This window comes from Streptomyces sp. NPDC014861, from assembly GCF_043081625.1.
GTDB lineage: Bacteria > Actinomycetota > Actinomycetes > Streptomycetales > Streptomycetaceae > Streptomyces.
Genome location: NZ_JBIBWV010000010.1, coordinates 129,585 through 142,123, shown reverse-complemented (window position 1 = coordinate 142,123; position 12,539 = coordinate 129,585). Strand labels below are relative to the sequence as shown.

Sequence of the window (12,539 nt, the reverse complement as noted above, 5' to 3'; positions counted from 1 at the left end):
AGTTCAACTGGGGCCATTATTGGCGTAGTTGCGCATGCGTCACGGCCGCGACGGCCATAGGACGCACACGCCCTTCCGGCGCCAAAAGGCCTTTCAGGCAGCGGCTGCTCGGGAGCGATGAGAGGGGCGGCCGGGATCTCTGGGCCGCATTTCGGCAGGCCAAGACAGGCGCGGACGGCACCGTTGTCTCCGGTGGCGTCCGCGAGGCGGACGGCGGCCCGGTCGGCGGGTGTGCGCGGCCCCCGCATCAGGCGGACGGGGACGGACTCACCACCGGGCCATCCCTCGGCGTGGCCGGCCTGGTGGAGCCGTTGGACCATGTACAGGAGAAGGTCTGTTCGATGAAGTGGTTGGCACTGGAACGGAGTTCGGCGAGCTGGTCTGAGGTGTCGAGCACGCGTTGCGCTCGGCCTGCTGGACTCGGAGCGGCAGCACCTCCTTCTCCGCCCACGCGCGCGCAGCCGCTTGCTGCTGTCCTTGCTTGTGCGGATGGCCGAGCCGCCGGGTACCCGTAGTAGCGGGTGCCGTACGAGGTGCGGGCCGCGGTCGTGCCGGCTTCTCGCGTGAGTTCGAGTTCCTGGCCGCCGGGAGGGTACTGGAGCCCCGCGAGACCTGGTGCTGCCTGAGGAACGCGTACGCGGAGTGGCTCGGCTCGTCCCGCCGGCTCCGGCCTGGTGGCTGCCATCGTGCGGCCGGAGATGCGCTCGCGGCTCGTGACGTCCTGTTGCGCCTGTCCCGGGGCCGGGGCAACACCTTCACCCCGCAGCCGGCGGCCCCGGGCGATCACATCGTCTGTCGGCCTGCGGGGTGACCGCCCGGGTCGTCGGCCAGGACGAGGGTTGTCCTGACGCGCTTGCCGACCGGTTCACGGTGGACCTCGAACCTGCGGCACAGGGCCATCACGATCTCAAGGCCGTGCTGTCCGATCCGTGCCGGGTCCGGCGCCATGACCAGCGGCATGGCGGTGCTGCTGTCCCAGACGGTCACGTCCACACACCCTTCGCGCAGTTCCAGGGTCAGCAGGCACGGGCCGGGAGCGTACTTGCGGGCGTTGGTCACCAGCTCGCTCACCACCAGCTCCACCGTTCCCACCGCCCGCTCCGAGACCGGCAGACCGTGCACGCGCTGCAGCGAGTGCAGGAAGTCCCGGCTCATGGCACGCGAGACGGCGATGTCCTCGCTGCCCTCGAATGCCGCAGAAACCGAGATCGCCCGCTCGCTGAACAGACGACAGTCCTCGTACCGCTCCCCCACGTCCATACCGTCCGCTCCGCCCGCCACCCAGTTGTTCACGTCCGGCACGCCGCATACCCCCGATCCTCGGGAACACACCCGCCACCCCCGACCACCCTCTACCGGCCGGGCACTCCGCACGACCGCCCCGCACCCGACGGGGGATGCGGGGCGGGGCGGTCGCAGACCGCGGGCCGGCGGCGGGGGGAGGGCCGCAGGCCCACTCATCGAGTGCAGTCCCATGCGCTCGACCACCCGCCTACCCCGCCCTCCGGACCTCACACCAGCGGGAAGCCGGCGGTGTCGGACGGGCCGGTTCTCGTTGTCACCGCAGCCTCACGCACGTCTGCCTTTCGGGCTCCTCGAACTGAATGCAGATCTTGGTGCCCGCCGGGTGCTGGGGCCCCGGGCGGAAGGGCCGGTCGGGGCGACGACGACCTCCCGGGTGGCCGGACGACCGTCGTCTGACGACAGGCGGCACTCGGCTGTTACGGGGTGACGACGGGAAAACCGGGGTCGGGCTGGGTGACGTAGGAGAAGAGGCGGTCCAGGAGGGACGGGTCGCCGTCGGTGGTGACGCCTTCGAGGCCCTTGCCCGCCAGGACGCCGAGGAGCTGGGGCTTGGTGAGGGTGAGGGTGAGGCCGGCGGGGGTGCGGGGCGCGCCGTCGAGGGTGCGGTGGGTGAGGGCGCCGTTGTGGAGGGTGAGGCGGTGGCGGGCGTCCTCGTCGGTGAGGACGAGGTCGAGGGTGAGGTCCTCGTGCCAGGCGCGCGGGCCGTCGATGCGGATGGCGAGGGAGTCGAGGAGCATGCCGGTGGTCAGCGCCCTCACCATTTCGGGGTTGGCGGCGTCGAGCAGGGCCGCGTTCTCGCCGTGGCGCAGTTCCATGGCGGAGGTGAGGTAGAAGTTGCGCCAGGGGCCGTTCTCGGCGCCGTGACCGAGGCGGGTGTAGACCTGCGCGAGGGTCTCCTTGGCCTCGGTGTCGCCGGGGTCGGCGAAGACGAGGTGGTTGAGGAGGGTGGCGGCGAAGCGGAGGTCGCCCCGCTCGACGTAGTCACGGGCCTTGGCCAGGGCTCGATCGGGGCCGCCTGCGAGGTCGACGTACCGCTTGGCGAGTTCGACGGGCGGGTGCTCCCAGAGGGTGGCGACGTTGCCGTTGAACCAGCCGAGGTAGCGCTGGTAGATCGCCTTGACGTTGTGGTTCAGCGAGCCGTAGTAGCCACGGGTGTGCCAGGAGTTCTCCAGGGCGGGCGGGAGCTGGATCTCCTCGGCGATCTCAGGGCCGGTCAGGCCACTGTTGAGCAGGCGCAGGGTCTGGTCGTGCAGGTATGCGTAGAGGTCCCGCTGCTCGGAGAGGAAGCGCACGACGTTGTCGTGGCCCCAGGTGGGCCAGTGGTGGGAGGCGAAGGCGACGTCGTACCGCCCCTCGAAGAGGTCGATGGCCTCGTCGAGGTAGCGCGACCAGATGCGGGAGTCGCGCACGACGGCGCCCCGCAGGGTCAGGATGTTGTGCATGTTGTGCGTGGCGTTCTCCGCCAGGCACAGGGCGCGATGGTCGGGGAAGAGGAAGTTCATCTCCGCCGGCGCCTCGGTGCCGGGAGTGAGCTGGAAGACGATCCGTACGCCGTCGACCGTCTCCTCCTGACCGGTCTGGGTGATGTCCACGGTGGGCGGGATGAGCGTGATGGTGCCGGTGGAGGTGGTCATGCCGAGGCCGGCGCCGATCTGGCCGTCGGGCGCCTTGGGCAGCCGGTCGCCGTACATGAAGACCGCGCGGCGGGTCATGGCGTTGCCGGCGTAGACGTTCTCGCTGACCGCGTGCTCCAGGAACCCGGCGGGAGCGAGGACCGGAACGCCCTCCTCGGTGCCGTGCGGCAGGACGCCGCGGGCGCCGCCGAAGTGGTCGCCGTGCGAGTGGGTGTAGATCAGGCCGGTGACCGGACGGTCGCCCCGGTACTCCCGGTAGAGGGCGAGCGCGGCCGCGGCGGTCTCTGCGGAGATGAGCGGGTCGATGACGACCACACCGCGCTCGCCCTCGACGAGCGTCATGTTGGAGAGGTCGAGGCCACGGACCTGGTAGATGCCGTCGGTGACCTCGTACAGGCCCTGCTTCGAGGTGAGCTGCGCCTGTCGCCACAGGCTCGGGTTCGCCGTGTCGGGGCACTCGCCCTCGAGGAAGCCGTAGGCGTCGCTGTCGTAGACGACGCGTCCGTCCGCCGACTCGACCACGCCGGGGGTCAGCGCGCCGACGAAGCCGCGGTCGGCGTTGTCGAAGTCGGCGGTGTCCTCGAAGGGGAGGGCGCTCATCTCGTGCTCCGTTCAGCGGCGGTGCGGTCCCGGTCCATCTGAGCACCGGATGGCGGTATGCGCACTTTGTTACGAATGGCCGATCTCGTTGTCAGACCTGCTGTCGAAGCCGGGGCCGGGGCCGGGATACTGTCGCGCGGCGATCCAGGCGTGCCCGTCGGCGACCGCGGGGCGCGGGGCGGCGAACAGCTCGGGCCGGGCCGGTACGGGCTCCTCCCTCCCCGAGCCGCTCGTCAGCCCGGATGCCCCCAAGGCTCGTACGAGCGGTGGCGGGGCCCCGGCCAGGACGAGCCGGCCTCCGGCGCTGCGGGCTGCGGGCTGCGCGGTCAGGGCGGGCTGAGTCGACTGGGCCCGTGCGGCACCACAGTGGGAACAGAGATCAGTGAGCGCTGCACCGCGTACGAACTGCACCTCGATCCAGCACGCGTCCATGTACGAGACGTGACCATCGGCCATTCCAACGTCACAGCGCCGGTCTCGGACGAGAGCCCGCGGGCGCCCGGACATCCGCCGCGATCACGCTGAGCGACACGGCGCGCGGGATCGTGGCGGACTCCCCAGGATGGTCAGGGCGGCACGACAGCGATCTTCGGAATGGCCCGCGACCCAGCGGGCAGCCGCAGGGAGCCAGAGCCCGCGCGCGGGCGACACCCATCATGGAGGTATGCCGTGGCCAGTACGGCTCTGACCCTGGGCGTCCTGCCCGCCGACCTCGTGACCTTTCCGGGCGTCTACTCACCGCAAGGGGACACGCACCTCCTTGCACACGCCCTCGCCCAGGAGGATCTCGCGCCCGGGATGAACGTGCTGGAGATCGGCACGGGCACGGGCGCGCTGGCCCTCCAGGCCGCGCGAAGAGGCGCCCTGGTCACGGCCGTCGACGTCTCGTGGCGCGCCGTGCTCACCGCGCGGCTGAACGCCGCACGCGGGCGGCTGCCCCTGCGGGTGATGCACGGCGACTTCGCGGCGCGCACCGCGGGCCGCCGCTTCGACCTGGTCCTCTCGAACCCGCCCTACGTCCCCGCCCCGGGGCCTCCGCCCTCCCGGGGGCCGGAGCGGGCCTGGGACGCCGGTCCCGACGGGCGCGGAGTGATCGACCGCATCTGCGCGAGCGCTCCCGCGCTGCTGCGTCCCGGCGGGGTCCTGCTCATGGTGCACTCCGGCATGTGCGGGGTGCAGGAGACCGTCGACCGGTTGAGCGAGGAGGGAATGGCGGTGACGGTCGCGGCCAGGTCCACGGTGCCCTGGGGCCCCGTACTGCGCTCACGGCGGGCCTGGCTGGAGAAGCGGGGCCTGGCCGCCGAGGCCGAGCAGTGGGAGGAGCTGGTGGTCGTCCGTGCGCGAAACCTCTGACTCCCCGACTCCGCCGAAGCCCCGGCCTGAGCCCTCACCGAAGCCCCGGCCGAGGCCCTCACCGCCGGCCGTCCGCAGGGTGACCCTGGAAGCCGGCGGGCCCGTTCTGGTGGAGGGGCCGGTCGAGGTCGTCCTCGACGACGGCGCCGTCGCCCGCTCCGACCGGTTCATGGTCGCCCTCTGCACGTGCCGCCGCAGCCGGACGTACCCGTGGTGCGACACCAGCCACCGCGCCCGGGAGAAGGGCGCCCCACGGTCCCAGGACAGGAACCCGTCATGACGCTTGTCAGTCCGAACACCAGCGCCACCACCACCGGCCCCGGCCCCCGGCTGGTGGAGGGGCGCGGCGAGCTGTCCCGTGCCGTCGTCCAAGCCCTGAGGTCCGGCGACGCGCCGCCCGACGGCTCGGTCGCGGCGGCCGGGCGGGCGGACCCGTACGGAGAGGACCTGCACCTCGCCCTCTACCTCCTCTACGAGCTGCACTACCGCGGTTTCGGCGGTGTCGACGCCGAACGGGAATGGGACCCGTCCCTGCTTCGCCTCCGCGGCGCCTTGGAAGCCCGCTTCTTGGACGTGCTGCGCACCGACCTGTCCGACGCCCCTCGCACCGTCGAAGATGCGTTCGCCCCTCTCCTCGTCGAACCGGTGGACCTCTCCGGCAGCCTCAGCCACCACTTGGAGAAGGAGGGCGAGCTGTGGCAGCTGCGTGAGTACGCCGCGCTGCGCTCCCTCTACCACCTCAAGGAGGCCGACCCGCACGCCTGGGTCATCCCGCGCCTGACCGGTCGCTCCAAGGCCGCGATGGTCGCCATCGAGTACGACGAGTTCGGCGCCGGCCGCGCGGCCGACGTGCACGCCGAACTGTTCGCGGACCTCATGGTCGACCTCCGGCTCGATCCGGCGTACGGCTCGTACCTCGGCCGGGCACCCGCCCCGCTCCTCGCCACCGTGAACGTCATGTCGCTCTTCGGACTCCACCGCGCCTTGCGCGGCGCCCTCGTCGGCCACTTCGCCTGCGTCGAGGTCACCTCGTCGCCCGGCTCCCGTCGGCTCGCCAAGGCGATGCGGCGCTGCGGGGCCGGAGCGGCGGCGGAGCACTTCTACGCCGAGCATGTGGAGGCCGACGCGGTCCACGAGCAACTCGTACGCCACGAGGTCATCGGAGGGCTGCTGGCCGACGAGCCCGATCTGGAGGAGGACATCGCCTTCGGTTGCGCGGCCACCGTCCATCTGGAAGACCGCCTGGCCGCACACATCGGTGCCGCATGGGCGGCGGGGCAGAGTGCGCTGCTCACGCCGCTGCCCCCGGCGTGATCTGTCCCGGGTGCGGCGGAAACCCGAACAGGAGCTCCGCCGCACCCGAGACGGCCGGACACGGACGGGACGCCGACGGTGCCCCGTCCGGGTCTACGGGAGGGCGGACGACGTGACACGCTCCACCGGCTGCCCCGGCGGCGCTGACCCCGCCCGGGCGGCGGATCCGCGTCGGGCCCGCCTTTCGACTGCGCCCGGCCTCCCGGGGACAGCAGGATGGGTGGGGACAAGGCCGGCCTGAGAGGCGGGCGGCCGGCGACGTGGGAGGAACGGCAGTGAACGAACCGAAGGGCCCCCTGGCGGTCTTCGCCAACTTCCTCTCCGACCTGGCCGTGGACCTGGCGGAGGGCCAGGTGCTCGCGCAGTGGGCCACGCAGGCGCCGCGCAAGGCGTGGCTGCTGCGGGGCGGCGACGCGCTCGTGACCCCCGGACCGCTCAGCGACGAGTTCCGTGCCTACGTCGGCGACTTGACGGGAGTGCCCCGTGAGCGGACCGAGATCATCGAGGTGCCCCCCGCCGGCACCGTCCCCCTGGCCCGGGCGGTCCGCGAGGCCGGGCTGGTGGACCGGATCGCCGCGCACGTGGGTCGCCCGGGTACGGCCTTGCTGCCGACCGCACTCGACGCGTCCGCGGTCGCGTTCGCGCGTGACCTCGGGCTGACCGTGCACCCCTACGCGACGGTCGACGAGGCGGCCGCCGCCGTACCGGTGACGATGCTGCTGAACACGAAGGCCGGCTTCCGCCGGGTTGCCGAGCGGCTGGGCATGCGACTGCCGGCGGGACGGGTGTGCCGACGACCCGAGGTCGAAGGAGTCGTACGGCGGCTGCTGGCGGAGCACGAGCGGGTGGTGATCAAGCCCGACCGCTCGGCAGGTGGACACGGGATGCGCTTCCTCTCTCGGGGCGACGTGGGAGCGACGGGGGCGGCGCTGGACGCGGTCGGCGGCCCGCGGGGCACCTGGGTGGTGGAGGAGTACGTGGCCTCGGTCGCCTCGGTGAGCATCCAGATGGAGAACACGACCTCCGGGACCCGGGCCCTGTTCAGCGGTGCGATGCGCACGGAAGGGGGCTCCTTCACGGGGTACGTCTCACCGCTGCCGCCGTCATGCGCGCACGTGGCCGGGGAGTTGGAGGAGTGGGGGACGCGCCTCGGCCGTCACCTGGCCGATCACGGCTACCTCGGCCCGTTCGGACTCGACGCGCTCGTCGGCACGGACGGAGTGCCGTACGCCGGCGAGAGCAACGTCCGCCGGACCGCGACCACCACGCCCCACGCGATGATCGCCCGGCTCACGGCGGCGTCCGGCGCGACCGACCCGGCGTGGGCGCTGTCGAAGGTCCGCACCCGGACGCCTTTCGACCTGGCCGAAGCCCTCGTCCGGCTCCGTACCCACAGACTCGCGTTCGACCCGGCACGGGGCGAGGGGGTCGTGCTCTACGCGGACACCCCGCAGGACGGCCGGTCATGGCGCTACGCGGTCATCGCGGCGCACGCGGACGGGGTGAGCGAGCGGGAACGCGGGCTGGTGAACGCCCTCGGACTGGAGTGAATATGCCCGAGCCGGGTGTACGGGCGCGCCCCGGGCAGACGCCCGCTGACCGCGTTCCGGCCGCGCGTTATGCGTATTGATGACGAGCGTTGTAGACGCTGGCCTGGTCTTGAACATGGCGAAGACCTCCGGTGGTCGATCACGACGAGTCCGCTCCGGCCCCCGACTCCCTCTCCACCCGCCACATCCGGCCCCTGTGCCTTCGGGGCCGGATCGGCGCGTGCGTCCTGTCGCCTCGGGTATACGCGAATCATCAGAAAAGACCACATTGGACATGTTCGCTTCGGAAGGAGTTGTTGCTCATGGAAGGCCAGGCACCAAGCCAGCCGGCCACCCGCCGCGTATCGCTCAATGGACGGGTCCGCACGTGCCGTCCGGCCATCGTGCGCCAGACACGCACCGAACCCGCGAACGAGGAGAAGTCTGCCGGCCAGGACTGGAACATCATCCGCGGCGAGGACTGACACGCCATGGCGACCCACCGCAGCCACAACACGATCCCCAGACTCCGGCCCAATCCGCTGGAAGCACCGGTCACGACCGCAAGTGCTCGGTTCTGGTTCATACGTCGCGTCAACACGGTTGATCTGCCGATACCCGAACCATGGGTCTGACGCGATCATCGACCTTGACGTGCGCTCCACGGCGCATCTGGCCAAGCGGCTGCTGCGGCCGATGGTTGCGGCAGGCGAGGGCCGGATGCTGATCACTTCCTCGATCGCCTCGACCATGAGGTCGGCCAGGGCGAGAAGGACGATCCCGCCTAGGTCGCCGAACAGGGCCTCGGGGCCCTCTTCGCCGGCGAGGACAAGGTCGTCGCCGGTTCCCTGAAGACGAAGGCATAAGGCCTCGCGGACAAGGTCCTGCCCGACAGCCTCAGGGCCGAAGGACACCGGCGGATGGCCGAACCCGGATCCGGCGATCAGTAGCCACCACCTGCCGCAGCGCCGCCCCCGTCAGACGGGTACCCGCAGGAGTGGCGGGATGCGACCCGATCATCGGGGTAGCGGGACCACATGGACACCACCACTGAAGCCACGCCCCTGCGCGCCGTCGCTCTCGTCTGCACGCTGTCCCCGTCACCGAAGCCGTCCAGCTCACAGCTGCTGGCCGAACAGACCATGGCCGCGCTCGCCGATCACGGCGTCACCGGCAAGGTCATCCGCATCGCCGACCACGACGTCAAGCCCGGCGTCGAGACCGACATGGGCGAGGGCGACGCCTGGCCGGAGATCCGCGACACGATCCTGGGCAGCGACATCCTGATCCTGTCCACGCCGATCTGGCTCGGACACCCCTCCAGCATCTGTCAGCGGGTCCTGGAGCGCCTGAATGCCGAACTGGGTGAGAGCGACGACGAGGGCCGCATGCTCACCTACGGCAAAGCCGCCGCGGTCTGCGTCGTCGGCAACGAGGACGGCGCCCACCACGTCAGCGCCGAGCTCTTCCAGGGCCTCAACGACGTCGGCTTCTCTCTCGCACCGAACGCGGTGACCTACTGGGTCGGCGAGGCCATGCAGGGCACCGACTACCAGGACCTCGACAAGACCCCCGAGAAGACCGCGGCCGCCACCAAGACCCTCGCCGCGAACACCGCCCACCTCGCCCGCCGCCTCCGGACCTCCCCCTACCCGTCCTCCTCCTGAAACCGCCCTCTGACCGCACTTGCCGGAAGGGAACCTGCGATGACCTCCCACGCCCAGCCCCGCCTCACCGACCCCGTGAGCCTGTATCCCCGGCCCCCGTTCCCCGAGCAGGACCAGGACCATCCCGGGTCGACCGAGTCCATGGACCCCCGTCCCGATCACGGCGAGGACTCCTACGAAGGCCACGGCCTGCTGCGGGGACGAAGGGCGCTGGTGACCGGTGGGGATTCCGGGATCGGCCGGGCCGTCTGTCTGGCCTTCGCCCGTGAGGGCGCCGACGTCGTCCTCACACACCTGCCCGAGGAAAAGCACGAAGCCGAGGAGACCGCCCGTCTGATCCGCGACGCCGGCCGCACCGCCGTGGCCGTCGCCTGCGACATCCGCGACGAAGACCAATGCACCGCTCTCATCGACAAGACCGTCAGCGAGCTGGGCGGCATCGACCTGCTCGTCAACAACGCCGCCTACCAGATGTCCCAGCCCGACGGCATCGAAGCCATCACCACCGAACAGTTCGACCGCGTCATGAAGACCAACCTCTACGGCATGTTCTGGCTCACCAAAACGGCCCTGGCCCACATGCCGCGCGGCGCCTCGGTGATCAACACCGCGTCCGTGCAGGGCTACCAGCCCAGCCCGCACCTCCTCGACTACGCCATGACCAAGTCCGCGATCATCTCCTTCACCCACAGCCTCGCCCAGATGCTCGCCGAACGCGGCATCCGTGCCAACGCCGTCGCACCCGGACCGGTCTGGACCCCGCTGATCCCCGCCACCATGCCCGACCCGACGGACTTCGGGAAGCAGTCGCCCCTGGGCCGCCCCGCACAGCCGGCGGAGATGGCACCCGCCTACGTCTTCCTCGCTTCGGACCGCTCCTCGTACATCACCGGCGAGATCATCAACGCCACCGGCGGCACCCCGCTGCCGTAGCGCCGGGTGAGGCACCCCTCTCCGACACGGCTCGAAGGCGAACCTGCGCGGCCACAGGCCCGGACACATGACAGACCTCTTCGTCCGGCTGTCGCGGACAGAGGAGGCGTCGATCTTGGCGTCGACGGCGCCAGTTCCACCAGCTCAGCGCGTGGCGTCGTGCTCGACTGCGACTGGTGTCACGGCAGGTCGAAACCGCCCGAGGGCTGAGACATGGAGCGGACAGTGGGAAGTGCCCCGCCGCGGCGGGGCACTCGGGATGGGAGCGAGCGGCAGTCCGCAGGGTCAGAACAGACGGTTGAACGAGCCCCAGCCGGCACCGATCCGGCTTCGCCCGGTGAATGGGGCGGCCGCCTTACCCGTTCCCCTGTACAGCCAAAGGACGCCCGCCCGGTCTCGGGCCACGGTGTCGGCGCGGCCGTCGTCGGTGAGGTCGCCGGTGCCGACGAGTTGGTCGTATGCGCCCCAACCCGCGCCGACGCGGGTGCGGGTGCTGTACGGGGTGGTGCCGCTGCCGGTGCCCTTGTAGAGCCACAGGACGCCGGCCTTGTCACGGGCGAGGAGGTCGGCCCGGCCGTCTCCGCTCAGGTCGGTGCCGCCGGCGAGGCGGTCGTACACGCCCCAGCCGGCACCCACCTTCACTCGGGTCTTGAACCGGTTGCCGTCGACGAGCCGGCCGGTTCCCCTGTACAGCCACAGGACGCCGGCCTTGTCACGGGCGAGGAGGTCGACGTAGCCGTCGCGATCGATGTCACCGGCGCCGTCGATGCGGTCGTAGACGTTCCAGCCGGTGCCGACGCGGACCCGGGCCGCGAAGGGATAGGCGTACTGGTGGGAGACGAATTGGCGGTCGTAGTACCAGAGGGTTCCCGACGCGTCGCGGGCGACGGTGTCCCCGCGGCCCCGGGTGACGGCGGACGGCTTCCTGTCACGGTGGACGGGGTCGTTCTTGAGCGGAGAGAGGGCGGTGATCGCGTTGTAGCCCTGCCAACCGTCGGCCGTCTCGGTCCGCGAGCCGAAGGGGGCGGTGGCCACGCCCGTGCCGGAATAGCGGAACAGGGCGCCGGAGGAGTCGCGCGCGAGGAGGAAATGCCTCGGCCGCACCGAGGGCCCCAGGGTCGTGAAGGCCCCCGTCCTGTTCACGTCGTACTCGTAGCCACCCCAGTCGTAGATTCCGTAAGCGGTCCAGACCTCGACCTTCCGGGCCCGGAGGTCCGTGCCCGCTGTCACGTCGTAGTCGATGGTGTGGTCGCCCGCCTCCGCCTCGCACCACAGGAACGTCCCCATCAGGCTCTTGGCCAGGTCGCTGTGGTCCACCCTGCACGACAGACCGGGGCTGGTGGCGAAGTTCTCGGGCCCGTCGATCGCAACGGGACCTGACTCCTGCCCCTCGGCCGGCCTGAATCCCAGACGCAGTCGTCCGGCATCGTTGGAGTGAATCCGCAGCCGATGGTGGACCGTTCTGCCCGGCGAGAGGTCCGGAAACTCGTAGCCGACGGTGTTCAGCGCCGCGTGCGCGGCCGTCTTGACCACTGCCTTGCCCGTGCCGTGGGTCGCGTCCGCGGGTCGCGCTCCCGCGGTGCGCGCGGCCTCGATGCCCGCCGCCAGGCTCCCGCCCTGGGGGACGTACGCGAAACCCCAGTGGACGGTGGTCAGGTTCGGGGCGTTCAGCGGTGAAGTGACCTGCGGGAACATGCCACCGTCCCGGCACAGGTAGACGGCGGTGACGGCCGCCACCGCCGTGCAGTTGAGCGGGTCCACCGTGAACCCCTTGGGAACTCCCGCGCCGTCGCCAGCAGGCCCGGTCAGCGGCTTGGTCGACAGGGCGATGACGACCCGCCCGTCCGCCGTTCCGGACTCCAGCCACGGGCCGAGCCGGGGGTTCGTGCCGGGGGGAAAGACCATGTCCTGTGTGGAGAACCGCACCTCGTCCATCGCGACGGCCGGCCCCGCCCCCGCCGTCACTCCAGCCACCGCCATCAGGCCGGCGACCCCCGTCATCGCCGTGGCGCGGCGCATGCGCTTGCTCAAGACTCGTTCCCCCCGGAACAGTAGAAAGGTGAAGGGCCGGCGCCGCTCCCACACGCTCTCGGCGGGGCACGCTCAGCGACCTGCATCTTCGGCTTTCAGCGAGGTCAGCGTCAAGATTCGCCTTCGCCACGGGGCAGGAGGAGCCCTCGGCCAGCCCGGTCCGCCACGAACCG

Annotated in this window: 10 protein-coding genes; 7 read left to right on the top strand and 3 right to left on the bottom strand. The window is 71.1% G+C overall.

All coding sequences use genetic code 11. The features are described 5' to 3' along the window. Positions 1-783 precede the first annotated feature (783 nt). Positions 784-1,260 carry an ATP-binding protein gene (locus ACF1BN_RS21695; RefSeq protein WP_392333299.1) on the bottom strand — a complete coding sequence of 159 codons (477 nt, stop codon included), beginning with the start codon at positions 1,258-1,260 and terminating at the stop codon, positions 784-786. A gap of 461 nt (positions 1,261-1,721) precedes the next feature. Beyond that, positions 1,722-3,539, bottom strand: coding sequence for an alkyl/aryl-sulfatase (locus tag ACF1BN_RS21690; protein ID WP_392333214.1), 1,818 nt, complete (start codon positions 3,537-3,539; stop codon positions 1,722-1,724). Between the two features lie 669 nt (positions 3,540-4,208). Here ACF1BN_RS21690 and ACF1BN_RS21685 point away from each other — a divergent pair. The 7 genes from ACF1BN_RS21685 (at position 4,209) to ACF1BN_RS21655 (ending at position 10,335) form a co-directional block, all read left to right on the top strand. Further along, positions 4,209-4,892, top strand: a complete 684-nt coding sequence (locus tag ACF1BN_RS21685) for a HemK2/MTQ2 family protein methyltransferase (RefSeq protein ID WP_392333213.1) — start codon at positions 4,209-4,211, stop codon at positions 4,890-4,892. Positions 4,893-4,971: 79 nt separating this feature from the next. Continuing rightward, positions 4,972-5,172, top strand: coding sequence for a CDGSH iron-sulfur domain-containing protein (locus ACF1BN_RS21680; RefSeq protein WP_392333212.1), 201 nt, complete (start codon positions 4,972-4,974; stop codon positions 5,170-5,172). Continuing rightward, positions 5,169-6,206, top strand: a complete 1,038-nt coding sequence (locus tag ACF1BN_RS21675; RefSeq protein WP_392333211.1) for an iron-containing redox enzyme family protein — start codon at positions 5,169-5,171, stop codon at positions 6,204-6,206. The genes ACF1BN_RS21680 and ACF1BN_RS21675 overlap by 4 nt, the downstream gene beginning before the upstream one ends. Before the next feature lie 275 nt (positions 6,207-6,481). Next, on the top strand, positions 6,482-7,756 hold the full coding sequence (locus ACF1BN_RS21670) for a peptide ligase PGM1-related protein (RefSeq protein WP_392333210.1): 1,275 nt from the start codon (positions 6,482-6,484) through the stop codon (positions 7,754-7,756). Between the two features lie 302 nt (positions 7,757-8,058). Beyond that, on the top strand, positions 8,059-8,220 hold the full coding sequence (locus ACF1BN_RS21665) for a hypothetical protein (RefSeq protein ID WP_392333209.1): 162 nt from the start codon (positions 8,059-8,061) through the stop codon (positions 8,218-8,220). A 552-nt stretch (positions 8,221-8,772) separates the two neighbouring features. Further along, the gene (locus ACF1BN_RS21660) at positions 8,773-9,402 is read left to right on the top strand and encodes a flavodoxin family protein (RefSeq protein WP_392333208.1); all 630 of its coding nucleotides are present in this window, start codon (positions 8,773-8,775) and stop codon (positions 9,400-9,402) included. A 39-nt stretch (positions 9,403-9,441) separates the two neighbouring features. Then, complete coding sequence (locus ACF1BN_RS21655) at positions 9,442-10,335, top strand: SDR family oxidoreductase (RefSeq protein WP_392333207.1); 894 nt, start codon at positions 9,442-9,444, stop codon at positions 10,333-10,335. A gap of 285 nt (positions 10,336-10,620) precedes the next feature. On the opposite strand, the gene ACF1BN_RS21650 is transcribed toward ACF1BN_RS21655, so the two are convergent. Further along, complete coding sequence (locus tag ACF1BN_RS21650) at positions 10,621-12,366, bottom strand: FG-GAP repeat domain-containing protein (RefSeq protein ID WP_392333206.1); 1,746 nt, start codon at positions 12,364-12,366, stop codon at positions 10,621-10,623. Positions 12,367-12,539 lie beyond the last annotated feature (173 nt).

Coding starts and splice junctions, on each gene's coding strand:
- ACF1BN_RS21695 (WP_392333299.1), bottom strand. CDS start 1,260: ATGGACGTGGGGGAGCGGTACGAGGACTGTCGTCTGTTCAGCGAGCGG.
- ACF1BN_RS21675 (WP_392333211.1), top strand. CDS start 5,169: ATGACGCTTGTCAGTCCGAACACCAGCGCCACCACCACCGGCCCCGGC.
- ACF1BN_RS21690 (WP_392333214.1), bottom strand. CDS start 3,539: ATGAGCGCCCTCCCCTTCGAGGACACCGCCGACTTCGACAACGCCGAC.
- ACF1BN_RS21665 (WP_392333209.1), top strand. CDS start 8,059: ATGGAAGGCCAGGCACCAAGCCAGCCGGCCACCCGCCGCGTATCGCTC.
- ACF1BN_RS21660 (WP_392333208.1), top strand. CDS start 8,773: ATGGACACCACCACTGAAGCCACGCCCCTGCGCGCCGTCGCTCTCGTC.
- ACF1BN_RS21655 (WP_392333207.1), top strand. CDS start 9,442: ATGACCTCCCACGCCCAGCCCCGCCTCACCGACCCCGTGAGCCTGTAT.